The 23,043-nt window shown below is 68.6% G+C and carries 19 protein-coding genes; 5 read left to right on the top strand and 14 right to left on the bottom strand.

Annotated elements, in window-relative coordinates; translation table 11 throughout:
• Positions 1-3 precede the first annotated feature (3 nt).
• The 5 genes from mltG to DFQ59_RS06965 all read left to right on the top strand — a co-directional run bounded on the left by mltG (position 4) and on the right by DFQ59_RS06965 (position 4,035).
• A complete protein-coding gene (gene mltG, locus DFQ59_RS06985; protein WP_114278952.1) occupies positions 4-1,047 on the top strand; it encodes an endolytic transglycosylase MltG in 1,044 nt (347 codons plus the stop codon).
• Complete coding sequence (tmk, locus tag DFQ59_RS06980) at positions 1,044-1,685, top strand: dTMP kinase (protein ID WP_114278951.1); 642 nt, start codon at positions 1,044-1,046, stop codon at positions 1,683-1,685. Before mltG ends, tmk begins: the two co-directional genes overlap by 4 nt.
• 5 nt (positions 1,686-1,690) lie before the next feature.
• Positions 1,691-2,737 (top strand): DNA polymerase III subunit delta', encoded by a 1,047-nt coding sequence (locus DFQ59_RS06975; protein ID WP_114278950.1) that lies wholly within the window; start codon positions 1,691-1,693, stop codon positions 2,735-2,737.
• 23 nt (positions 2,738-2,760) lie between these two features.
• Entirely contained in the window at positions 2,761-3,123 is a 363-nt protein-coding gene (locus DFQ59_RS06970; protein ID WP_114278949.1) for a PilZ domain-containing protein, read from the top strand.
• A gap of 96 nt (positions 3,124-3,219) precedes the next feature.
• A complete protein-coding gene (locus tag DFQ59_RS06965; RefSeq protein ID WP_114278948.1) occupies positions 3,220-4,035 on the top strand; it encodes a TatD family hydrolase in 816 nt (271 codons plus the stop codon).
• 347 nt (positions 4,036-4,382) lie between these two features.
• On the opposite strand, the gene DFQ59_RS06960 is transcribed toward DFQ59_RS06965, so the two are convergent.
• The 14 genes from DFQ59_RS06960 to DFQ59_RS06895 all read right to left on the bottom strand — a co-directional run bounded on the left by DFQ59_RS06960 (position 4,383) and on the right by DFQ59_RS06895 (position 23,023).
• Positions 4,383-5,513, bottom strand: coding sequence for an aminotransferase class V-fold PLP-dependent enzyme (locus DFQ59_RS06960; protein ID WP_114278947.1), 1,131 nt, complete (start codon positions 5,511-5,513; stop codon positions 4,383-4,385).
• Between the two features lie 116 nt (positions 5,514-5,629).
• Positions 5,630-7,357, bottom strand: coding sequence for a 2-isopropylmalate synthase (gene leuA, locus DFQ59_RS06955; RefSeq protein ID WP_114278946.1), 1,728 nt, complete (start codon positions 7,355-7,357; stop codon positions 5,630-5,632).
• 687 nt (positions 7,358-8,044) lie between these two features.
• Positions 8,045-11,107, bottom strand: coding sequence for an efflux RND transporter permease subunit (locus DFQ59_RS06950; protein ID WP_114278945.1), 3,063 nt, complete (start codon positions 11,105-11,107; stop codon positions 8,045-8,047).
• Positions 11,104-12,207 carry an efflux RND transporter periplasmic adaptor subunit gene (locus DFQ59_RS06945; RefSeq protein WP_114278944.1) on the bottom strand — a complete coding sequence of 368 codons (1,104 nt, stop codon included), beginning with the start codon at positions 12,205-12,207 and terminating at the stop codon, positions 11,104-11,106. The genes DFQ59_RS06950 and DFQ59_RS06945 overlap by 4 nt, the downstream gene beginning before the upstream one ends.
• 116 nt (positions 12,208-12,323) lie before the next feature.
• A complete protein-coding gene (locus tag DFQ59_RS06940) occupies positions 12,324-13,016 on the bottom strand; it encodes a TetR/AcrR family transcriptional regulator (protein WP_114278943.1) in 693 nt (230 codons plus the stop codon).
• Between the two features lie 168 nt (positions 13,017-13,184).
• The gene (locus DFQ59_RS06935; protein ID WP_170142069.1) at positions 13,185-14,585 is read right to left on the bottom strand and encodes a patatin-like phospholipase family protein; all 1,401 of its coding nucleotides are present in this window, start codon (positions 14,583-14,585) and stop codon (positions 13,185-13,187) included.
• 46 nt (positions 14,586-14,631) lie between these two features.
• Positions 14,632-15,735: an ABC transporter permease gene (locus DFQ59_RS06930; RefSeq protein ID WP_114278941.1), complete on the bottom strand. Its 1,104-nt coding sequence runs from the start codon at positions 15,733-15,735 to the stop codon at positions 14,632-14,634.
• Positions 15,736-15,748: 13 nt separating this feature from the next.
• Entirely contained in the window at positions 15,749-16,876 is a 1,128-nt protein-coding gene (locus DFQ59_RS06925) for an ABC transporter permease (protein WP_114278940.1), read from the bottom strand.
• On the bottom strand, positions 16,873-17,823 hold the full coding sequence (locus DFQ59_RS06920; RefSeq protein WP_114279212.1) for an ABC transporter ATP-binding protein: 951 nt from the start codon (positions 17,821-17,823) through the stop codon (positions 16,873-16,875). The genes DFQ59_RS06925 and DFQ59_RS06920 overlap by 4 nt, the downstream gene beginning before the upstream one ends.
• Positions 17,816-18,781 carry an ABC transporter ATP-binding protein gene (locus DFQ59_RS06915; protein ID WP_114278939.1) on the bottom strand — a complete coding sequence of 322 codons (966 nt, stop codon included), beginning with the start codon at positions 18,779-18,781 and terminating at the stop codon, positions 17,816-17,818. The genes DFQ59_RS06920 and DFQ59_RS06915 overlap by 8 nt, the downstream gene beginning before the upstream one ends.
• Positions 18,778-19,623 (bottom strand): HD-GYP domain-containing protein, encoded by an 846-nt coding sequence (locus DFQ59_RS06910; protein ID WP_114278938.1) that lies wholly within the window; start codon positions 19,621-19,623, stop codon positions 18,778-18,780. Before DFQ59_RS06910 ends, DFQ59_RS06915 begins: the two co-directional genes overlap by 4 nt.
• Before the next feature lies 1 nt (position 19,624).
• Complete coding sequence (locus tag DFQ59_RS06905) at positions 19,625-20,641, bottom strand: HlyD family secretion protein (RefSeq protein ID WP_211314812.1); 1,017 nt, start codon at positions 20,639-20,641, stop codon at positions 19,625-19,627.
• Entirely contained in the window at positions 20,641-21,987 is a 1,347-nt protein-coding gene (locus DFQ59_RS06900) for a TolC family protein (RefSeq protein WP_114278936.1), read from the bottom strand. Before DFQ59_RS06900 ends, DFQ59_RS06905 begins: the two co-directional genes overlap by 1 nt.
• 1 nt (position 21,988) lies before the next feature.
• Positions 21,989-23,023: a hypothetical protein gene (locus tag DFQ59_RS06895; protein ID WP_147275189.1), complete on the bottom strand. Its 1,035-nt coding sequence runs from the start codon at positions 23,021-23,023 to the stop codon at positions 21,989-21,991.
• Positions 23,024-23,043 lie beyond the last annotated feature (20 nt).

Genomic DNA, 23,043 nt, shown 5'->3' with positions numbered 1-23,043 from the left:
GACGTGAAGCGATTTCTCCTTATCGGCCTGCTCCTGGCGGTCACGGTTGCCGGCGGAGCCGGCGCCTGGCTTGTGGGCGCCTGGCTCGATTTCCGCGACCGCCCACTGGCACTCCCTGCCGAGGGCCTGCGGGTGGAACTGCCGCCCGGCGGCAACGTCCAGGGGCTGGCTCGTGACCTGGCCCGAGCGGGGGCGATTCAGCATCCTCTCTACCTGGTGTTCCTGGCCCGCTACGAAGGCGTCGATCGACAGCTGAAGGCAGGCGAGTACGCCATCGTTCCCGGCACCACACCCCGTCAGCTGCTGGCCCGCATCGCCGCGGGCGATGTCATCGAGTATTCCCTGACCCTCGTGGAGGGCTGGAATTTCCGCCAGGTCCTGGAGGCGGTCGGCCGGGCGGAGTTCCTCCGCCATACCCTGGCCGACACCGATCCCGAAGGGGTGATGGCGCGCATCGGCCATCCCGGCGAACACCCGGAGGGCCGCTTCTTCCCGGACACCTACCGCTACCACAAGGGGATGACCGACGTGGCGTTCCTCGAGCGGGCCTATCGCACCATGGCCCGGCACCTGGAGCGGGAGTGGGCCGGGCGCGACGAGGGGCTGCCCTACGAAAGTCCCTACGAGGCGCTGATCATGGCCTCCATCGTCGAGAAGGAGACCGGCGTGCCCGAGGAGCGGCCGGCCATCGCCGGGGTTTTCGTGCGCCGGCTGCAGCGGGGCATGCTGCTGCAGACCGACCCGACGGTGATCTACGGCCTGGGCCAGGCGTTCGACGGCAACCTGCGCCGCACCCACCTGCAGGAGGACGGGCCCTACAACACCTACACCCGCCCGGGACTGCCGCCGAGCCCCATCGCCATGCCCGGCCTGGAGGCGATCCGTGCCGCCCTGCACCCGGCGCCGGGCAAGGACCTCTACTTCGTCGCCCGCGGCGACGGCAGCCACGCCTTCTCGGCCTCGCTGGCCGAACACAACCGCGCCGTGGCCCGCTACCAGCTGCGCCGGGGACGGCAGGCGCAGGAGAACGGAGAGCCGAATCGATGAGCCGCGGACGTTTCATCACCGTCGAAGGTATCGAGGGCGTCGGCAAGACCACCAACCTGGCTTTCATCCGCGCCCGCATCGAGGCCGCAGGCCACGCCGTGCTGCAGACCCGGGAACCGGGTGGAACCCCGCTGGCCGAGGACGTCCGCAACCTGCTGCTGACGCCGCGGGAGGAGCCGGTGGCCAGCGATGCCGAGCTGCTGCTCATGTTCGCGGCCCGCGCCCAGCACCTGGCCCGGGTGATCCGGCCGGCCCTCGAGGCGGGCACCTGGGTCCTGTGCGATCGCTTCACCGATGCCACCTATGCCTACCAGGGGGGCGGGCGCGGGGTGCCCGCCGAGCGTATAACCGCGCTGGAGAACTGGGTCCAGGGGGCGCTGCGGCCGGACCTGGTGGTGATCCTGGACGCTCCGGCCGAGGTGGGGCTGGCCCGGGCCGGCAACCGCAGCGCGCCGGACCGGTTCGAACAGGAGGCGCGGGCGTTCTTCGACCGGGTGCGGGCGACCTACCTCGCACGCGCGGCCGCCGTGCCGGAACGCTACCGGGTGGTCGACACGAGCCCCGGGCTGGCGCAGGTCCAGCAGGAGCTGGGCCAGGTGCTGGAGCGCTGGATTGCGGATCAGGCGACGGGGGACTGAGGCCCATGGCAGACGGCGAACGGCAGACGCAGGCCAGTCCCGGGGGCAACGCCGCCAGGCCGCCCCCCTGGACGCAGGAAAACTGGAGCAACCTCGTCGGGCGCCGCCGCCGCGAGCGCCTGCCCCACGCGTTGCTCCTCAGCGGTCCGGCCGGGTTGGGCAAGCGGCGCTTTGCCGAGGCCCTCGCCGCCGCGCTGCTGTGCCGCGAGCCGCACCCGGACGGGAGCGCATGCGGACAGTGCGGGGGTTGCCGCCTGTTCGCCGGCGGCAGCCATCCCGACTTCCTGCGCCTGGTCCCGGAGGAGGGCGGCCGGGCCATCAAGATCGAGCAGGTGCGCGCCCACAATGAGTTCCTCTCCCTGACCGCCCAGTACCGGGGCCACAGGGTGTCGCTCATCGACCCGGCCGACGCCATGACCATGGGCGCGGCCAACAGCCTGCTGAAAACCCTGGAGGAGCCCTCCGGCGGTGCCGTATTGCTGCTGGTGAGCGATCGGCCCGCCGCTCTTCCGGCCACCATCCGCAGCCGCTGCCAGCGGATCGAGTTCCGCCTCCCGGCCCGGGAGCAGGCGCTGGCCTGGCTGCGCGAGGAGACCGGCGCGGCGGAGCCAGGCCTGCTGCTCGACCTCGCCGGCGGGGCGCCGCTGGCGGCCGCGGCGATGGCCGATGGGGAGCGCCTGGAACAGCGCAGCCGGTTGTTCGCCGACCTCGACGCCCTGTGGTCGGGACGCGACGAGCCGGTGGCGGTGGCCGCGCGCTGGCACGGCGGACCCGGCCTGCCGGAAGCCCTGCACTGGCTATCGCTGGCGCTTATGGATATGATTCGGTTGAAGCTTTCCGCAACGGACCGCCATATCATGAACCGCGATCAGGTGGCGGTGATGCAGCGTTGGGTGGGGCGTGCGGCGGTGCTCGAAATCCAGCGGCTGCTGGAGTCGGTGGAGACCTACCGGCGCCAGGTGTCGGGTCAGGCCAACCTGAATCCGCAGCTGGTGATCGAGGACCTGCTCATCGACTGGACCCATCTTTCCGCCGGCACCGACCGGCGCTGAACAGACGAGCGGGGCTGAGACCGATGCAAGGCCAAGGCGAGGGGCGCAGCGCCCATCACGGCATCCTGTCCCTGTCCATCAAGGACAAGGCGGCGCTGTATGCCGCCTACATGCCGTTCGTGAAAAACGGCGGTCTGTTCATCCCCACCAAGAAGCGCTACCGGCTGGGCGACGAGGTGTTCATGCTCCTCAACCTCATGGACGAGGTGGAGAAGATTCCGGTGGTGGGCCGCATCGTCTGGATCACGCCCAGCGGCGCCCAGGGCAACCGGGCCGCCGGTATCGGCGTGCAGTTCAACGAGCAGGACGGCAGCATCGCCCGCAACAAGATCGAAACCTACCTGGCCGGCGCACTGCAGTCCGAACGCCCCACCTATACCATGTAGCGCCGTCACCCGGCCGATGCCGGTCGCGCCCTCCGCGGCGGTACCGGACTGCGCCCTGTCGTCCCGGCCCCCTGCCTGACTTACGGATACGAACCAATGCACCTTGTGGATTCCCATTGCCACCTGGATCTCATCGACCTGGCGCCTTTCGACGGGCGCATGGACGCGGTGCTGGAGGCCGCCCGTTCGGCCGGCATCGGCCACGTCCTCTGTGTCTGCCTCAGCCTGGAGGAGCGGGGCACGGTGCTGGAGCTGGCCCGGAGCCATCCCATGGTCTCCGCCTCGGTGGGCGTGCACCCGAACCATGACGGGGGCGAGGAGCCCACGGTGGCGGCACTGGTGCGCCATGCCGCCGATCCGGAGGTGGTGGCCATCGGCGAGACCGGCCTCGACTACTTCCGCAGCGAGGGCGATCTGGGCTGGCAGCAGGACCGCTTCCGCACCCACATCCGCGCCGCCCGCGAGGCGGGCAAGCCGCTCATCATCCACACCCGCGATGCGCGCGAGGACACCCTGCGCATCCTGGAGGAGGAGGACGCCGGGACGGCGGGCGGGGTCATGCACTGCTTCGTGGAGGACTGGGACACCGCCCGCCGGGCGCTGGACATCGGCTTCTACATCTCGTTCTCCGGCATCGTCACCTTCCGCAGCGCCGAGGCGCTGCGCGAGGTGGCCCGCCGCGTCCCCCGCGACCGGATCCTGGTGGAGACCGACGCCCCCTACCTGGCCCCGGTGCCCCACCGCGGCAAGCCCAACCAGCCCGCCTTCGTGGCCCACGTCGCCGCCTGCGTGGCCGATCTGCAGGGGATGAGCGTCGAGGCGCTGACCGAGCAGACCACCCGCAACTTCTACACCCTGTTCCCCGCCGCCGCCGCCAAGCGCCGCGCCGCCGGCCTGCCGGTGCCCGACTGAGCACTGCCTCTATTCAGCACAAGAACAAGAATATTCACCACGAAGGCACGAAGGACACGAAGAAAGAACAGAAAGAAAAACTATCCGCAGATTACACAGATTACGCAGATTGGATTCCATGTCGGCTACGGCCCCGGATGGTTGCCCGGTCGCGGGATCCGCCCGGCTCCAGATAGGACGGATACACCTGCACCCGGTTCGTTCATCGGTTCCAAAGTTACCCGAAAAAAATCTGCGTAAATCAGCGTAATCTGCGGTTAACCTGTCTTTGCCTTTCTTCGTGTCCTTCGTGTCCTTCGTGTCCTTCGTGTCTTCGTGGTGAAAGTTTTTTCAGTGGTGAGAAAGTCTCAATACTCCGCGAGCAGTTCGAGGGCGCGGTCAAGGACGGGGCGGGGGGTGTAGAAGTGGGGGGAGAAGCGCACGCCGCCGCCGCGCTGGGCGCAGATGACCCCCTGGTCCATGAGGTGGCGGTGCAGCTGCGCCGGGTCGCCGTCCACCGGCGCGAAGGTGAGGATGCCGGAGCGGCACTTGGGCGAGATGCCGGTGAGGAGCCGGTAGCGGTCCATGGCCTGGATCCGTTCGGCCAGGTAGCAGCTGTTGGCGAGCAGCTCCCGCTCCACGCTTTCCATGCCGTGATCCAGCAGCAGCGAGACGCTGGCGGCCAGGGCGTGGATGCCCAGCATGTTGGGGCTGCCGCACTCGAAGCGGCGGGCGTCCGCCGCGATGTCCCAGTCGTGGCGCGTGTAGTCGCCGGGGTGGGCCACCATGTGCCAGCCGTACTCGTGCAGGGTCAGCCGCTCGCGCAGCTCCGGCCGGCACCAGAACAGGGCCACCCCTTCCGGTCCCAGCATCCACTTGTGTCCATCCGCCACCAGGAAGTCCGCCTGGATGGCCTGCACGTCGGTGACCAGTGCGCCGACGCTCTGGATGGCATCCACGCAGAAGAGCACGCCGCGCTCCCGGCAGGCGGCGCCGAGGCGCTCCAGGTCGAGCCGCAGTCCGCTGGCATACTGAACCGAGCTGATGGTGAGCAGGCGGGTGCGTTCGTCCACGAGGGCCAGCAGGGCCTCCTCGGGGCTCGGGCCGGCATGGAGGTCGGCCTCGCGCAGGGTGACGCCGCGGCGGGAGAGGGACTGCCAGGGGATGCGGTTGGAAGGAAACTCCTGGTCGCTGGTGACCACGTTGTCGCCGGGTCGCCACTCCAGTCCGTGGGCCACCAGGGAGAGGCCCTCGGAGGTGTTCTTCAGCAGGGCGATGTCGGCGGCGGACCCGGCATTGATGAGCGTGCGCAGCTCCTCGCGCAGACGGGCCTCCACCCGCATCCATTCGGGGTAGTCGCGCGCACCCTGGCTCATGTTCTCGGCGGCGAAGTCGCGCACCGCCTCGTAGGTGCGGCGCGGCCAGGGCGCCACCGCCGCGTGGTTCAGGTAGACCAGACCGGACTGCTGGGGGAACTCGAAGGCCAGGTCGACGGGCATGGGGTGCCTCCGCTGGGGGTCAGCCGGGATTGACGGTGTGGTTGTCCGGCCATCATAGCCGCAGAGCGGGACCGAAACACGTGCCCGGCCGCCCGGGCCGGGCACGTGTCGGACGACTACCTGGCAGCCGCGGCCTGATCCCGTTCCGGCATGTGCGGGTCCACGGGCACCAGGCGCCGGCGATCCGGCCCGGCGATCCGGGCATGGGCCCGGTTGATGCCCGACACCAGCGCCCGCAGGGACGCGGTGACGATGTTGGCGTGCATCCCGACCCCGTGGATGGAGCCGGGCAGCCCCTCGGCGGACAGCTCCACGATGGCCACGGCGCTCGCGTCGGAGCCCTGGGAGAGGGCGTGCTCGGCATAGCTCAGCACCTTCACCTCGGCGCCCAGGGCATGCACGGCGGCGTCGATGGGGCCGTTGCCCACACCGTGCAGGGTCATCTCCCGGCCGTCGATGCGAATGTCCAGCGCGATACCCTGCTGGTCGCCGTGCTCACTCAGGTGATGCCCCACGAAGGTGAGCGGATCGTCGGCGGCGAGATACTCGGCCTCGAAGCAGCGCCAGATGTCCCCGGCGCTCACCTCGTGCCCGGTGGCGTCGGTGAGCCGCTGCACCGCGCCGCTGAACTCCACCTGCAGCCGGCGCGGCAGCGCGAGGCCGTAGCTGTGCTCGAGCAGGTAGGCCACGCCGCCCTTACCCGACTGGCTGTTGACGCGGATGATGGAGTCGTAGGTGCGGCCCAGGTCGTGGGGGTCCACCGGCAGGTAGGGCACCTCCCAGTGCTCCCCGGCCCTCTGCACCGCCATGCCCTTGCGGATGGCATCCTGGTGGGAGCCGGAGAAGGCGGTGAAGACCAGGTCGCCCACGTAGGGATGGCGCGGGTGGATGGGGAGCTGGGTGCAGTCCTCCACGGTGCGCGCCACGCGGCTGACGTCGGAGAGATCGAGACCGGGATGGACGCCCTGGCTGTAGAGGTTGAGCGCCAGGGTCACGATGTCCACGTTGCCGGTACGTTCGCCGTTGCCGAACAGGCAGCCTTCCACCCGGTCGGCGCCGGCCATCAGGGCCAGTTCGGATGCCGCCACGGCGGTGCCGCGGTCATTGTGGGGGTGGACGCTGAGCACGATGGCATCGCGCCGGGCGAGGCGCCGGTGCATCCACTCCACCTGGTCGGCGAAGATGTTGGGTGTGGCCATCTCCACCGTGGCCGGGAGGTTGAAGATCATCTTCCGCTCCGGCGTGGGCTCCCACGCGGCGGAGACGGCGTCGCACACCTCGAGGGCATAGTCGAGCTCGGTGGCGCTGAAGGTCTCGGGGCTGTACTGGAGCACCCACTCGGTCTCGGGACGGGCCTCCGCCAGCTCCCGGATGAGGTGGGTCCCGCTCACGGCGAGCGCCAGCACCTCCTCCTTCGACATGTTGAACACGGTGCGGCGGAAGGTCGGCGCGGTGGCGTTGTAGAGATGCACGATGGCCCGCCGGGCGCCGGCGAGGGACTCGAAGGTGCGGCGGATGAGATGCTCGCGGGACTGGGTGAGCACCTCGATGGTGACATCCTCCGGAATGTGGTCCTCCTCGATGAGGCGGCGCACGAAATCGAAATCGGTCTGGGAGGCGGAGGGAAAGGCCACCTCGATCTCCTTGAAGCCGATTTCGGTGAGCATCCGGAACATGCGCAGCTTGCGCTCGGGATCCATGGGCTCGAACAGCGCCTGGTTGCCGTCACGCAGGTCGGTGCTCATCCACACCGGTGGCGCGGTGATGACCCGGTCGGGCCAGGTGCGGTCGGCAAGGGGGATCGGGGCGAAGGCGCGGTACTTCTGTTCGGGTCGTTTCAACATCGTCGTGTTCCTCGTGGGTCCGGTTTCGACTGGCGCGGGTTGCGGATGGCGGAAGGACGGCTGCCGGGCTGCCACGGATCCATGGCCCGGCAACCGGTGCGCAGTCGCAGACGCAGCGAGTTGGCTTCAATCATGTGCATGAACGGAACACCTCTGGCGAGGATGGCAACAGGCCGTCGCCCCGCGGGTGCGGTGGGCGGCTGGTCGGTACTACGGGGATGTGTGTGTCGAGGTTATGTGCGCGCGAGGCGCAGCAGCAGACCCAGGCCCGGCAGGAGGGACTGGCGAAGCGGGCTCGGAAGGAGTCGGGTCTGCTGAATGTTCATGGAGATGAATCTAGCGGAACGACCGCCACGGGTCAACCGCCCAGCCCCTGAGAGAAACGATTCACCACGAAGGCACGAAGGACACGAAGAAAGGCAAAGACGGGTTAACCGCAGATTACGCTGATTTACGCAGATTTTTTCCGGGTCGCCCAGGAACCGATGAACGAACCGGGTGCAGGTGTATCCGTCCTATCTGGAGCCAGGCGGATCACCCGCGACCGGGCAACCATCCTGGGCCGTATCCGACATGGAACCCAATCTGCGTAATCTGTGTAATCTGCGGATAGTTTCCTCTTTCTGTCTTTTCTTCGTGTCCTTCGTGCCTTCGTGGTGAATGACAGCGTCACGCCGGGGCAAAGCCTCAGGCGCGCTGCTCCTCGGCGTGGAGCTTCTCTTCCGCCTTGGCGTGGTCGCGGGCCAGCAGCAGGTAGAAGGCCGGCAGCACGAACAGGGTGAAGAAGGTGCCGATGCCGAGGCCCGTGGTGATGGTGAGGCCGATGTCGAAGCGGCTCACGGCGCCGGGGCCGCTGGCGGTGAGCAGCGGGAACATGGCGACGATCAGGGCCACGGCGGTCATCAGGATGGGACGCAGGCGGATGCTGGCGGCGCGCTCCACCGCCTCGCGCTTGGAGAGCCCCTCCCGGATCTGCAGCTGGTTGGCGAACTCCACGATGAGGATGCCGTTCTTGGCCACCACGCCGATGAGGGTGATGAGCCCCACCTGGGTGTAGATGTTCACCGAGGCCAGACCGAGGGTGATGAAGACCATCGCCCCGGCGATGGACAGCGGCACCGAGATGAGGATGATGAGGGGATCCTTCCAGCTCTCGAACTGGGCCGCCAGAACCAGGTAGATGACCAGCAGCGACAGGAAGAAGGTGACGATGAGGCCGCTGCCCTGCTGGGCGTACTGGCGCGAGTCGCCCGCGTAGTCGTAGCTGTAGCCCTTGGGGAAGAGCTCCCTGGCCTGGGTCTCCAGGTAATTGAGCGCGTCGCCGAGCTTCACGCCCGGGAACATCACTCCCTCCACCGACACCGAGTTGAGCTGCTGGAACTGGGTGCGCTTGGAGGGCTCCACGCTCCGCTCCATGGAGATCACGCTGGCCAGCGGCACCAGGTCGCCGCCGCCGGTGCGGATGTAGTAGTCGTCGAGCATCCGCTCGTCGAGGCGGAACTCCCGCTCCACCTGGGGGATCACCTTGTAGCTGCGGCCCTCGAGGCTGAAGCGGTTGACGTAGCCGCCGCCCAGCAGGTTGGCGAGGTTGCGTCCGATCTCGTCCATGGTGATGCCGAGATCGCCAGCCCGGTCGCGGTCCACCAGCAGCCGGGTGACGGGCCGGTCGATGTCCACCGACTTCTTCAGGAACATGAAGTTGCCGCTGCCCATGCCGCGGCCGATGAGCTGGTCGGCCAGGGCCGCGATCTCCTCGTAGCTGCGGTCGCTGGTGATGACGAACTGCACCGGCAGGCCGCCGGCGGATCCGGGCAGGCTGGGGCGCGGAAAGGCCACGGTCTGGAACCCGGCCACCTTGTCCAGGGCGCCCTGGACCTGGGGCTGGATCTCCATCTGGGTGCGCTCGCGCTTGCTGATGGATTTCATCTTGAAGCCGCCGAAGACCGTGTCCTGGGTCATGCCGAGGATGTAGAAGCTGTCGTTGTACTCGGGAAACTGCTGGAACTGCTCCTGGATCTGCCGGGCGTAGGCCTCGTGGTAGTCGAGGGTGGCCGTGCGCGGGCCGGTGGCCTGGAAGAAGATGATGCCCTGGTCCTCGGTGGGCGCCAGCTCGTTCTGGCTGGTGATGAACATCAGGTAGATGGCGGGCAGGGTGAGCACGGCGAAGACCACGCTCACCGACACCGTGGACAGCGAGCTGTGGAGCAGCCGCCGGTAGCCGTTGGAGAGCCAGTTGAAGAAGGCCTCCACCCGCTGCTCGAAGCGGCCCTGGCTGCCGTGGGGCTTGAGCACATGGGAGGAGAGCACCGGGGAGAGGGTCAGCGCCACGATGCCCGATATGATCACCGCCCCGGTGAGGGTGAAGGCGAACTCGGTGAACAGCGTGCCCACCAGGCCGCCCATGAAGCCGATGGGCGCATAGACCGCGAGCAGGGTGGTGGTCATGGCGATGATGGGCACCGCCATCTCGCGGGCGCCGTTGATGGCGGCCTGGAACTTGGACTCGCCGTGCTCGATGTGGCGGTGGACGTTCTCCACCACGATGATGGCGTCATCCACCACCAGCCCGATGGCCAGTACCATGGAGAGCAGGGTGAGCAGGTTGAGCGAGTAGCCCAGCAGCAGCATCACGAAGGCGCCGCCGATGAGCGACAGGGGCACGGCCACCGCCGGCACCGCCGCGGCGCGGAACGAGCCCAGGGTCAGGTAGACCACGAACAGCACAATGACCACGGCCTCGATGATGGTGCGGTAGACCTCGTTGATGGAGTCCTGGATGAAGGCGCTGGCGTCGTAGGGAATCTGGACCTGCATTCCCTCCGGCAGCTGTTCGCGGATCTTCGGGATCTCGTCGTTCACCAGCCCGGCCACCGTCAGCGGGTTGGCGCCGGGCGCCTGCTCCACGGCGATGAACACCGCGGGGATGCCCTTGTACCAGGCGGTGGAGTCGTAGTTCTCGGCGCCGAGCTCGGTCCGGGCGATGTCGTCCAGGCGCACCAGGGTGCCGTTGCTGCCGCGGACCACCAGCCGGCGGAAGTCCTCCGGTTCGCTGACATCGGTGCTGGCGGTGAGATCCACCGCCACGTACTTGCCCTTGGTGGAGCCCACGCCCGCCAGGTAGTTGTTGGCCCGCAGTACGTTGGCCACGTCGTCGGCGGTGACGCCGAGCGCCGCCATGCGCTGGGGATCGAGCCAGATGCGCATGGCGAACTGCTGGCCGAACATGCGCGCCTTGGCCACACCGGGCAGGGCCTGCAGCTGCGGCTGCACCACGCGGATCACGTAATCGGCGAGCTTCGCGCGGGGAATGTCCTCGCTGAAGAAGGCCACGTACATCAGCGCGGTGGAGTCGCCGGTGCTGGACTCGATGACCGGGTCCTGGGCGTCGGCGGGCAGCACGTTGCGCTGGCTGGCCACCTTGGCCTGGATCTCCGCCACCGCGGCGTTGGCGTCGTAGTTCAGCACCATGTGGGCCTCGATGGTGGAGGTCCCCTGGGTGCTGGAGGAGAACAGGTAGTCGATGCCGTTGGCCTCGGCGATGGCCTGCTGCAGGGGCGTGGTGACGAAGCCCTTGACCAGGTCCGAGCTCGCGCCGGGGTAGCTGGTGGTCACCTTCACCACCGTGCTCTCGATGACCGGGTACTGGCGCACCTCGAGCATGCCCAGCGAGCGCACACCGGCGATGAGGATCAGCAGGCTGATCACCGTCGCCAGGACCGGGCGCTTGATGAAGAGGTCGGTGAATTTCATTGCTTGCCGACCTCCGCGTCCTTGAGCTCGACGGAGTTGTCGATGGTCACCGGCTGGCCGTCACGCAATTTCACCAGCCCGGCGCGGACCACCGTCTCGCCCGCGTCCAGCCCCTTCATGATCTCCACCCAGCCCTCCCGGACCCGGCCGGTGGTCACCTGGCGCCGCTGCACCGTGAGGGCGTCGTTCTCCCCCTTGGCGATGACATAGGCGAAATCGCCGTAGGTGTTGTAGCTGATGGCGGTGCGCGGCACGCTGACCACATCGTCCCGCTGCGGGAGCAGGGTCTGGACCTCGGCGAACATGCCGGGGCGCAGGCGGCCGTCCGGGTTGGGCACCGTGGCCCGCACCGAGATGGAGCGGGTGCCCTCGTCGACGCGGGCGTCGATGGCGCTGACCCGGCCGCTGAACGCCTCGCCGGGATAGGCGTCCATGCGCAGCTGGACCTCCTGGCCCACGGCGAGCTCGCGGAAATTGCGCTCGGGCAGGGCGTAGTCCACATAGAGCGGATTCAGCGCCTGCAGCTCGACGATGGGCGTGCCCACCTGCAGGAACTCGCCCGTATCCACCTGGCGGATGCCGAGCAGGCCGGAGAAGGGGGCGCGGACGGTTTTCTTGCGGATGACCGCCTCCTGCTCCGCGACCCGGGCCTGGGCGGCGTCGAAGGTCGCCTTGGCGATATCGAACTCCGACTTGGAGACCGCCTGCTTGGGAATGAGCTCGGCGGCGCGCTTGTACTGCGCCTGGGCCAGCTGCCGGTCGGCGCGCAGGGATTCCAGGGTGGCCCGCTCGACGGAATCCTCGAACCGCAGCAGCACGGCGCCTTCCTCCACCCGCTGGCCCGACTCGAAGGTGATTTCCTGGACGATGCCGGCCACCTCGTTGGTCACGGCGATGCCGTTGGCGGCCACCAGGCTGCCGACCGAGCGCAGGGTGGGCTGCCAGCTCTCCCGCTTCGCCTCCACCGAGGCGATGGTCGCCGGCGGGCGGGGGGCGGTCAGCTGGGCGGTCATCTGCTGGAATTGGCGGTACTTCCAGTAGCCGATGCCGCCGAACACGAGGGCGAGGAAGAGAAGGACGAGGATAAGCCGCTTGAACATGGTCTTCTTCCTGATGGTCGCTGTTTGTCAGGCCGCTGCGCGACAGGCCGGCAGCGAAGATAAATGATAGACGTTGTCGGTTTGTGACGGTTCCGTGCGACGCCCCGGTCGTGGACTCACTTGTCCGCGTCCCGGGCCGCGCGACGGGGATCCGAACGGTTCTCCCCGGGGACGGCGAGGCAGCCGGCGAACAGCACGTCCGCCACCTGGGCGGCATAGTCGTCCGGATCGTCGATGAACCCGGCCCCGTGCAGGTGGCGGGCCACCGACCGGCCCTGGAAGAAGAAGACGCCGGTGCTGATGACGAGATGCGCCACCAGCGCGGGGTCGATGTCGGGCCGCAGCTCGCCATGCTCCTGTCCCTCGCGGACCGTCTCCACGAGCTGCCGGAAACCCTCGGCGAAGACCCGCTCGGCGAGCTCGCGGCCGCGCTCCGGTCCCGACTCCAGCACTTCGCGCAGCACCAGGCGCGAGACCTCCTCGTTGTCGAGCAGGTTGCGCAGGTGCCGGCGCATGAATCCTGCCAGCCGCTCCCGGGTGGTGCCGTTGCCGGCCCGTATCTCCAGCAGCGCCTGGCGGCTGTCCTTGCAGGCGGCCTGCATCACCGCCAGGTAGAGTTCGCGCTTGGAGTGGAAGTGATGAAAGATGTTGGCCTTGCTCACGCCCGCCCGCTGCGCCAGCTCGCTCATCGAGGTGGCCTCGTAGCCTCGCTCGGCGAACAGCTGTTCGGCCACGGCGAGAATGGACTCGGCGGCGGGGCAGGAACCGGCGCTGCCGGATTCGCCGCGCGGGTGTTCTGATGGGTGCATGGCGCTCTCGAATGGCCTGACCGACCGGTCGGACAGGTGGACATTCTAGTCCCGGCGCCCGCCTTGGGCAAGGGCGATCACGGGAGGACCCTGCATGGGGGGCACGGGCAATACCGGCGGGGTTGCCGGGCCGTTGTGATCCGGTACGCCGGGGTGGGGGACGCCAGGTCAGGGGGTGGAAGTGCGGCGGCTGCCCGCTGGGGACGCGCCACCAAGGGCGTGCAGCAGTTGCCGGTAGGCCGGGGAGTGCTCGAGCACGCTGCGGGCGGCCAGGCGCAGGGCATCAACATCCTGCGCCGGGAGCCGGAAGGAGGTGGGCAGGCCCTGCAGACGGGCGCGCTCGGCGGGATCCGATATGGACCCCAGGTTGACCTCCACCAGGTGGAAGTCGATCTCTGCGCAACCGGGCTCCGGCCGGGCGCCGCAACGCTGCTGGATGACCTCCCGGCGCCACAGTTCCATGTGGGAGCGCAACAGCTCGAGGGTCTCGAAGCTGTAGCGGTTGATGGGAACCGTGGTGGCCGAATTGACGATGGAGCTGAGGGCCAGGTCGCCGGGGTTGCGATCCCAGCGCAGGTCGAGCCCTGGTTCGGCGTTGACGACGATGAAGACCACCTGGCGGATGGAATTGAGCCCCTCCCGCTGCATCCGCCCCCAGATGCCCCCTTCCAGGATGAGCTGGTCCAGTGCGCCACGTACCCCCAGGTTGTCCGCCAGTCCGCCATCCAGCAGGTGCAGGTAGGGGCGCTGGGCGGTGTCCAGGTAGGAAACCTGCCAGCGGGCCTGACGGTAGCGCCGGGCAGAGATCCCGGGATTCTCCAGGGCTTCGGTGACCCAGGCCGGGGGGGTGAAGCCGCAGGTGCCGGCATGGTTGTGCAGGGCCACCGGCGAGAACAGCACCGGTACGGCGGATGAGGCCGCCACGGCCCGGGCCACGGAGAAGCGGGAGAGATCGGAGCAGATCCAGTCGAACTGGCCCTGGGTGAAGCTGAAACCCGTGCCCAGGGTCATGTCCGTGGCGTTGATGCGCACCCGGGGCGCTCCGGGCCGATTCATGTCGGCGAAGGTGGCCCCCTGGAACAGCAGCCGGTCGTAGAGATCGGCGGCCAGTTCGCTCTTGCCGTAGAGCGGCGAGCCGAGACGGATCCAGTTCCAGGGGTTGAGCAGGCGCCGGGTGAGGCTGCCCTGGACATCGCGCTTCAGGAAGGCTGGCTCGAAGTCGGTGAAGATGCGCTCACCGTAGAGTCCGTAGTAGGCGGCGGTGAAACTGCCGCCGGAGACCGAGGAGATGAGATCCACCTCGTCCAGCAGCCGGCGCCGGCGTCCCTCCCACTGGATTTCGGTATCCCGCAGGGCCTCCAGCACCCCGTAGCTGAAGGCGGCCGCCCGGGTGCCGCCGCCGGAGAAGGTGAGGATCACCTGCAGGGAGTCGGAACGGTCGTGGGACGACTCCTCGTACAGGTTTTCCTCGCCGGGTGGGTGCGTGGCGGGTGAATTGACCGGGTAGACGCTGCAGGCGGGGAGGGCGAGCTCCAGCAGGATCAGCGCCACCGGTTTCCACCGCCCCATGCATCGGTTCCACATTTCCATGACGGGCTTCCTGTCCTGGGTCCGTTCAGTCCATCCGCTTGCGGAAGCGCGCCGCGCTGAAGCCGAGCAGCAGCAATCCGAGCAGGGCCTGGGCCAGGTACTCCGGCCACAGCACCTCCAGACCCACGCCCTTGAGGAACAGGTCACGGATGATCACCAGGAAGTAGCGCAGCGGGTTGAGGTAGGTGATCCACTGGGCCGGCCCGGGCATGTTCTCGATGGGGAACATGAACCCGGAGAGGAGCACCGCCGGCAGGTAGAAGAAAAAGGCGGACATGAGTGCCTGCTGCTGGGTCTGGGAGATGGTGGAGATGAACAGTCCCACCCCGATGGTGGACATGAGGTAGAGGCCGGCGCCGAGGAACAGCAACGGCAGGCTCCCACGGATGGGCACGTCGAACCAGTAGACCCCGATCACGGTCACCAGCACCACGTCCACGTAGGAGATCACCACGAAGGGCAGCGTCTTGCCCAGGATCAGCTCCAGTGGCCGGATGGGGGTGACCATGAGCTGCTCCATGGTGCCGATCTCCCGTTCCCGCACCACCGCCATGGAGGTGAGCAGCAGCGAGGTGAGCAGCAGCAGCACACCGATGACCCCGGGCACGTTGTAGTAGCGGCTCTTGAGGTCGGGGTTGTACCAGGCGCGGCTGCGCAGATCGATGGGCGGGGCGACGGCCTCTCCGCCCTGGCTCATGGAGTAGTCGGCGATGATGCGCTGGGCGTAGGCCATGGCGACGGTGCCGGTGTTGGAGTCGGTACCGTCGACGAGGGTCTGGACGGCGGTCGGGCGCCCACGCTCCAGGTCCTCGCCGAATCCCCGCTCGATGTGCAGCGCCATGATCGCCTCGCCCCGGTCGAGCCACTCCTGCAGGCGTGTCGGCGACTCCACCCGGGCCAGCACATCGAAATAGCGGGAGCTGGTGAAACGCTGCTCCAGGGCACGGCTGTGACTGCTGCGGTCCTGGTCCAGCACCACGGTCTTGATGTGCTCCACGTCGGTGGTCACGGCGTAGCCGAAGATGATGAGCTGGACCACGGGCGTGACGAACACCAGGAAGCGCATGCGCGGATCCCGCAGCACCTGGATGAACTCCTTGATCAGCATCCGGTAGATTCGTTCCCACATGACGTGTCGCGCCTCAGTCGAGTCTCTTCTTGAACTTGCGCAGCGCCACGCCCAGGACCACCAGGGCGAACAGCGACAGGAAGGCCAGCTCGTTCACCAGCAGGGCGGGGGGGCTGGCCTTGAGGAATACCGCCTTGAGAATGGTCACGTAGTAGCGGGCCTGCACCGCGTGGGTGATGACCTGGAGGAAGCGCGGCATGTTGTCGATGGAGTAGAGGAACCCCGACAGCAGGAAGGCCGGAATGAAGGTGGCCACCATGGCCACCTGGCTGGCCACCAGCTGGGAGCGGGCCGCGGTGGAGATGAGGATGCCGAGTCCCAGGCCGCCGAGCATGAACAGGGCCCCCGAGCCGAGGAGGAAGGCGAGGCTGCCGCGCAGCGGGACATCGAAGACCCACACGGCCATGGCGATGGAGAGCAGCACGTCGAAGACCCCGATGAGAAAGTAGGGGGTCATCTTTCCCAGCAGCAGCTCCAGGGGCTGGATGGGGGTGGCGATGAGCTGCTCCATGGTGCCGGATTCCCACTCCCGGGCGACGGTGAGCGAGGTGAGCAGCGCGGTGATGACCGTCATGATGACGGCAATGAGACCCGGGATGATGAACCAGCGGCTCTTCAGCTCGGGGTTGTACCAGACCCGCAGGCGGTTCTCCACGGCGAGTTCCACCTGCCCCCTGAGATCGGCGGAAAATCCCTCCGTCACCCCCTCGGCGTAGTCGATGGCGATGGTGGCGGTGTTGGCGTCGCTGCCGTCCACCAGCACCTGCACCGCCGCCGTGCGCCGCTGGTCCAGGCGTTCGGAAAAATCGGTCGGGATCACCAGTGCCAGGTGCGCCCGTCCCGAGACGACCGCAGCCTCCGCCTCGGCGTAGGTCGCGGCATCGGTGACCACGGTGAAGTAGTTCGAGGCGGGGAACGCGCGGATGTAGTCGCGGCTGGCGGCACTGCGATCCTGGTCGTAGACGGCCAGATCCAGGTTGTTCACGTCCAGGGTGATGGCGTAGCCGAACAGCACCAGCAGCAGGACCGGCATGAGGAAGGCCATGGCGAGGCTGCGCGGGTCGCGGCGGATGTGCAGTGACTCCTTGCGCACCAGCGCCAGGTAGCGCCGGCCGCTGAAGCGGGTCCGGGTGACATTCATGGGGCGCTCCTGAGGGCATCGTCGGCCTCGATCAGGGACACGAAGGCGTCTTCCATGGACGGGACGATGGGCTCGATGGAGGCCAGGTGGATGTTCTCCAGCGTGAGCTGGCGGCGGATGGCGGCGGTGGCCAGATCCGCGTCATCCACGCTCACGTGCAGGGTGTCGCCGAACAGGGCGGCCTCGGCGGCCTGGGGCAGGGCTTCCAGGGCCTCGAGGGCGGCGTAGGGCTGGTCCACCCGCACCTCCAGGACCGTGCGCGTCACCGCCTCGCGCTTCAGGCGTTCCGGGGCGCCCTCAGCGATGAGCCGGCCGCGGTAGATGAGCGCCAGGGCGTCGCAGTACTCCGCCTCCTCCATGTAGTGGGTGGTGACGAAGACCGTGGTGCCGGCATGGGCCATGCGGGCGATGAGATCCCAGAACCGCCGGCGCGAGAGGGGATCCACCCCCGAGGTGGGCTCGTCCAGGAACAGCAGGGGCGGTTCGTGGAGCACGGCGCAGCCCAGGGCCAGGCGCTGCTTCCAGCCGGCGGCCAGATCGCGGGTGAGGGCGCGGCGCTTGTCCCCGAGCCCCGCCATCTCCAGCACCCAGGCCTTGCGCGCGGCGCGCTGCGCCCGCGGGACATTGTAGAGGCCGGCGAAGAAGTCGATGTTCTCCTCCACCCGCAGATCATCGTAGAGGGAGAACTTCTGCGACATGTAGCCCACCCGGCGCTTGATGGACTCCGGCTCCCGCAGGACGTCGAAGCCGAGTACCCGGCCGCTGCCGCCGGAGGGCAGCAGCAGGCCGCAGAGCATGCGGATGGTGGTGGACTTGCCCGAGCCGTTGGGCCCCAGGAAGCCGAAGATGCTGCCGCGCGGCACCTCCAGGGAGATGTGGTCGACGGCCACGAAGTCGCCGAACACCCGGGTGAGATCGCGCACCGTCACCGCCAGTTCATCACTCATGGCCGGCTCCGCCATCGGCCTCGTCACGGTCCGCCAGGGCCAGCTCGCGGATGAACACGTCCTCCAGGGAGGCGGGGATGGGTCGTGCCGCGCGCAGGGCGATGCCCGCCCGGCTCAGCGCCGAGCGGGCGGTGGCCAGTGTCCCGGGGTCATCGGCGAACAGGTGCAGGTGGCCGCCGAACAGGCTCACCCGCTGCGACCCCAGCCGCTCCACCAGCAACTCGCGGGCCTGCCGCGGAGCATCCGTCTCCAGCTCCAGCAACTGGCCGCTCAGCGTCTCCCGGAGGCGCTTCGGGGTGTCGCAGCGGATCAGGCGACCCTGGTGCATGAGCCCCACCCGGCTGCAGCGCTCCGCCTCGTCCAGGTAGGCGGTGGAGACGAAGATGGTGACCCCCTCCTTGACCATGCTGTAGAGAATGCGCCAGAAATCCCGCCGCGAGACCGGGTCGACCCCGTTGGTGGGCTCGTCCAGGAACAGCACCTCGGGCTTGTGGATGAGGGCGCAGGCCAGACCCAGCTTCTGCTTCATCCCCCCGGAGAGGTTACGCGCCAGGCGCCGGCGGAACGGCGTGAGGTTGCTGAATCCCAGCAGCCGCTCCTCCATCGCCAGCCGGGTCCGGCGGGGCACGCGGTAGAGATCGGCGTAGAAGCGCAGATTCTCCTCCACGGTCAGGTCGGGATAGAGGCCGAAGCGCTGGGACATATAGCCGATGCGGTTCTTGATGGCCTCCTCGCCGCCGGGCAGCGGCTGGCCGCTCACCCGGGCGCTGCCCTCCGAGAGGGCGAGGATGCCGGTCAGCATGCGCAGGGTGGTGGTCTTGCCGGCGCCGTCGGGCCCCACGAGGCCGAATACCTCGCCCCGTGCGACCGAGAGATCGAGTCCGCGCACCGCCCACAGGGCGTCGAAGGTCCGGCCCAGCCCCTCGCAGCGAATGGCGGTTGATACAGCGGAATTCATGACCGGCTCCGTGCGAATTGTTCGAGGATGTCGGCGCGGGTCGCCACGGCCACCACTTCCGCGTCGAAATGACTCCCCGCCGCGGCCCGGATGACCACCGCCGCCTCGGCCGGGGTGATGGCCATGCGGTAGGCGCGGTCGCTGGTGAGGGCGTCGAAGACATCGGCCACGGCAATGATGCGCGCCGGCAGGGGGATGGCCCCGGCCACCAGGCCGAGGGGGTAGCCGCTCCCGTCGAGCCGTTCATGGTGGGCGCGGACGATGGGGGCCAGGTGCCGCAGTTGCGGGCTGGCGGCGAGAATGTCGGCCCCCTGGTCGGGGTGGCGCAGGACGGCGGCCCATTCGGGGCCCTCCAGCTCGCCCGGCTTGGTCAGGATGCCGTCGGGTATGCCGAGCTTGCCGAGGTCGTGCAGCAGCGCGGCCTGGCGGATGGTCTCCACCTCCTCCGCGGGGCGCTGAAGCGCCTCGGCAAGAATGACCACGTAGCGCGCCACCCGGCGGCCATGGCCCGCGGAGTAGGCATCCTTGAGGCCGAGGGCCTGGTTGAAGGCCGTAAGGATCGCCTCGTAGTGGCGCCGGCGCTCGCCCAGGAGCCGGGCCACCAGTTCGCGGCTCCAGCCCAGCAGCAACGACCAGAGCAGGGTGCTGCCGCCGATATAGAGGGCCAGCCGGAGCAGGACCGGGGCGAGGCCGAAGCGCTCCGGAAACCCGAAGCGCAGGGCCGCCAGCTCCCCGGCGCCGATGACCACCAGGCTGACCGCCAGGTAGACCCCCAGCGCGGCCCGGTGCTGGCGGGCCAGTCCTGCCAGCAGGCGTCGATCGGCAGCGGCGGTGCTGGTCATGTCAGTTGACCACCGTCACCGGATTCGCGGGGGAATGGATGACCACATCCGCGGGCATGCCGGGCTTGAGAATCCCCTCGGGGTTCTCCACCCGGACATCCACGGCGAAGACCAGCTTCACCCGCTCCTCCTGGGTCTGCACGTTCTTCGGGGTGAACTCGGCCTCCGAGGCCACGTAGGTGACCCGGCCGCTGAAGCGCCGGTCGGGGTGGGAGTCCACGGTCACTTCCGCATCGCTCCCGAGCCGGATGCGGCCGATGTGCGTCTCCGGGATGTAGACCCGCACCCAGGGACTGGCCAGGTCCCCCACAGTGAGGACGGGCCGTCCGGCGGCGAGGTTTTCGCCCGGCTCGGCATGGGTGCGCAGCACGACGCCGTCAATGGGGCTGACCGCTTCGAGATCGGAGAGGCGTACCCGCGCGGCCAGTGCCGCGGCCGTCGCCTCCTCCATTGCCGCCTGGGCCGCGGCGATCTGCTCGGGCCGGTAGCCGGCTTTGAGCATGGCCAGCTTTTCACGGGCGCTCTGGTAGCGCTGGGCCGCGGTGTCGGCTGCGGTCTGTTCCAGTTCGAGCTTCTGCCGGCTGATGGCGTCCGCCTCGAACAGGGCTTCGGCGCGGCGGGCCTCGGCTCGGCGATATTGCAGGTCGGCCCGTGCCTCGGCCACTGCCGCCTCCGCCTGGGCGATCTCCTCACGCCGGTAACCGGCCTGCAGTTCCTTCAACCGTGCTGAAGCCGCGGAGAGGGAGGCCTGGGCCTGGATGGTGGAGAGCACGGCCTCACGGGTGTCCAGCGAGGCCAGCGGGTAGCCCCGACGGACCGCATCCCCTTCGTCCATGAGTCGCTGGTCCAGGGTGCCGGCCACGGGAAAGGAGATCAGCACCTCGGTGACTTCGACCGTGCCGGAGGCGAGAATCCGGTCCGGATCCTCCTTCGCTGACCAGGGCCACTCCCAGGCGTCCGCGGCGCCGGGATTGAGGATGAGGGCCAGGGCGGATAACAGCAGGGGAATCACTTTCATCATGGTCTGGTTCCTCCGAACCGGTCCGATTCAAGATGGCCGACGGCCAGGAGCAGTCGCGCCTGCTCCACTACGATGCTGTACTCGGCCTCGATGCGGCTGGCCGTGGCGCTCCACAGGGCGGCTTCGGCCGCCAGTAGGTCGGTGACCGTACTGGCGCCGTTGCGGAACTTGAAGGTTTCCACCCGCAACGCCTCACCAGCTTCCCGCTCGCCGGCTTGTGCCGCCTCCAGCTGGGCCCGGCGGGTGGTGAGCCCACCCCAGGATTCACGCACCCCGAGGGTGACCGCGTCCCGGCTGGACTGGATGCCGAGCTGGGCGCGCTCCCGGCGCAGGGCCGCCTGGCGGACCCGGGTGCTGCGCACGGCGCCATCGAACAGCGGCACCGAGATGTTCACCCCCATCTGCCACTCGTCCTCCAGTTCCAGATCACCGCCGGAGTTTCCGTTCAGCCGTGCCTGGAGCCGGACCTCGGGCAGCCGCTCCCCCCGGGCGATGTGGAGATCATCGAGCGCGGTGAGCTGCTCGGCCCGGGAGCGTTGCAAATCGGGATGGCCTGCCAGGGCCTGGGCCAGGGCGGCATCCCGGTCCTCCGGCAGGGGCAATTCCAGGCCGCGGATATCGGCCAGCGGCGGAAGCGGATCGGTGCTGCCCAGCAGTCGCGCCAGTTGATCGCGGGCGTCCCCGGCACTCTGGCGTTCCGTCGCGAGGTCATAGCGCGCTTCGGAAATCTGGGACTGGATCCGCATCCGCTCCAGCGGCGCCGCGGTGCCCTGCTTGATTTTCAGTGCCAGGTCGGCATCCTCTGCCTCCAGTCCACGTATCCGGTGTTCCAGCGCGGTCACCACCTCGCTGTGTTGCAGTGCCGCGGTATACGCGGTCACCACATCGAAGATGAGTTGCTGACGGGAGCCCGCCAGCGCTTGGGACTTCGCCTGCAGGCCGTGTTCCGCACGGCGTTCGCCCGCCACCAGCCTTCCCCCCGCATAGAGGGGCAGGGTGAGGCCCACGCCCAGGCTGGCCGTATCCTCGTCCAGGGGTGGAAAGCTTCCCGGGTCATGGATGGAGTGGGTCAGCGTGGGCTCGGAGTGGTGGGTGTAGTCCCCCTCGAGGGTCAACTCGGGCATCCGCTTGCCGCGGGCCACCTCCCGCTCCAGTGCCTCGGCCTGCAGGTCCCGGTGCAGGCCGGAGAGATTGGGGTTCTCCACCAGTGCCCACTGAATGGCCTGGTCCAGGGTCAGACGCCCGGTGTCGAGGGTCAGCGCGACCGTCGTGGCCGCCGAACCCGGGAGGGGGAGTGCCAGGCCCAGCACCAGCAGGGCGGCGAATCGGACTTTGCGTGCCACGTCAGCTCCTTGTCGTCTCGGTGTGGGGGTTCGGGCAGGCCAGCGGTGAATCGGAGCCGGGAGCGAACACCACCAGGTCGTCCTGATTCATCATGGACGTGGCGAGTTCCTCCTCGATGCGCTCGAGCAGCACCTGCGCGTCCATCCCGGGGGGGATGCAATCGGGTGATTCCAGCACGGCGAGGGCGGCGCAGGGGGCCCGGGAGCCGTCCTCGTCCCGAAGCCCGGGGTCCGTGGCCTCGTCTTTGGCGTCAATGAGGAAGCCCTCGGCCAGCAGCACGGCCTCGTCGCCCGTCAGCCGGGTCAGCACCGCGGCGATGCGCCCGCCGCCCAGGTAGCCCACGAGTTCCACGTTTTCGCTCAGGCCCTGAATCTGGCGGAAGAGGTGCCGGGAGGCCGAACGGAGGTTCTCCGGCGGGTAGGCCTCAGTGGTCTCTGTCCATTGGGTCGGTGCGGATTTGCTGCCGGCGATGCCGGCCAGCAGGAGCATGACCGGCTCTCCATAGTGGCGCAGGGCCGCGAGCCTCTGATCCAGGTAGTGGACGAGAATGTCCCGGTGATAGAGTCCCGCGTCCGGGTCCACGAGCGGCAGGATGGGAAGAAACGCCGAACCCTCTCCCGCCAGATCGGCCAGGCGCCGCAGCAGGGCCTGCCCCAGGTGGCCGAAACAGTGGCGGGTGGCATAGGCGGCGCAATAGCGGCTCGAGGAAACCTGCATGCGCCGGCTGATGTCGGCCAGCAGGGTCGCCAGGAACCTGGCATGGGAGGCGGGCAGGATCGGTGAGGATTCGCTGCCGAGCGCCTGCACCCGTGCCGCAATGGTCTCCCCCTCGCAGGTGTCGAGAATCAGGTCGTTCTGCGTCTCTTCCGCCAGAGTGCCCAGCTTTTCATGAACCACCAGCCCCCGCACCGCCGCCCAGCACCGCAGCGGCCCGGACGGCCGCTCCGACCAGAGGCCGGTGATACGGACCCCGGGGACGACGCACAGTTGTTCGGCGAGCTCCTGCGCCGTTTCACCTCCGCCGAGAATCGCCACTCTGACCTCTCCGGAGATTG

It is taken from the genome of Thioalbus denitrificans, from assembly GCF_003337735.1.
Lineage (GTDB): Bacteria > Pseudomonadota > Gammaproteobacteria > DSM-26407 > DSM-26407 > Thioalbus > Thioalbus denitrificans.
This window is presented reverse-complemented; position numbering and strand designations above follow the sequence as displayed.

Bases quoted from the DNA above. Each gene is read 5' to 3' on its own strand.
- tmk (WP_114278951.1), top strand. From the start codon at position 1,044: ATGAGCCGCGGACGTTTCATCACCGTCGAAGGTATCGAGGGCGTCGGC.
- DFQ59_RS06975 (WP_114278950.1), top strand. From the start codon at position 1,691: ATGGCAGACGGCGAACGGCAGACGCAGGCCAGTCCCGGGGGCAACGCC.
- DFQ59_RS06970 (WP_114278949.1), top strand. From the start codon at position 2,761: ATGCAAGGCCAAGGCGAGGGGCGCAGCGCCCATCACGGCATCCTGTCC.
- DFQ59_RS06965 (WP_114278948.1), top strand. From the start codon at position 3,220: ATGCACCTTGTGGATTCCCATTGCCACCTGGATCTCATCGACCTGGCG.
- DFQ59_RS06960 (WP_114278947.1), bottom strand. From the start codon at position 5,513: ATGCCCGTCGACCTGGCCTTCGAGTTCCCCCAGCAGTCCGGTCTGGTC.
- leuA (WP_114278946.1), bottom strand. From the start codon at position 7,357: ATGTTGAAACGACCCGAACAGAAGTACCGCGCCTTCGCCCCGATCCCC.
- DFQ59_RS06950 (WP_114278945.1), bottom strand. From the start codon at position 11,107: ATGAAATTCACCGACCTCTTCATCAAGCGCCCGGTCCTGGCGACGGTG.
- DFQ59_RS06945 (WP_114278944.1), bottom strand. From the start codon at position 12,207: ATGTTCAAGCGGCTTATCCTCGTCCTTCTCTTCCTCGCCCTCGTGTTC.
- DFQ59_RS06940 (WP_114278943.1), bottom strand. From the start codon at position 13,016: ATGCACCCATCAGAACACCCGCGCGGCGAATCCGGCAGCGCCGGTTCC.
- DFQ59_RS06935 (WP_170142069.1), bottom strand. From the start codon at position 14,585: ATGGGGCGGTGGAAACCGGTGGCGCTGATCCTGCTGGAGCTCGCCCTC.
- DFQ59_RS06930 (WP_114278941.1), bottom strand. From the start codon at position 15,735: ATGTGGGAACGAATCTACCGGATGCTGATCAAGGAGTTCATCCAGGTG.
- DFQ59_RS06925 (WP_114278940.1), bottom strand. From the start codon at position 16,876: ATGAATGTCACCCGGACCCGCTTCAGCGGCCGGCGCTACCTGGCGCTG.
- DFQ59_RS06920 (WP_114279212.1), bottom strand. From the start codon at position 17,823: ATGAGTGATGAACTGGCGGTGACGGTGCGCGATCTCACCCGGGTGTTC.
- DFQ59_RS06915 (WP_114278939.1), bottom strand. From the start codon at position 18,781: ATGAATTCCGCTGTATCAACCGCCATTCGCTGCGAGGGGCTGGGCCGG.
- DFQ59_RS06910 (WP_114278938.1), bottom strand. From the start codon at position 19,623: ATGACCAGCACCGCCGCTGCCGATCGACGCCTGCTGGCAGGACTGGCC.
- DFQ59_RS06905 (WP_211314812.1), bottom strand. From the start codon at position 20,641: ATGAAAGTGATTCCCCTGCTGTTATCCGCCCTGGCCCTCATCCTCAAT.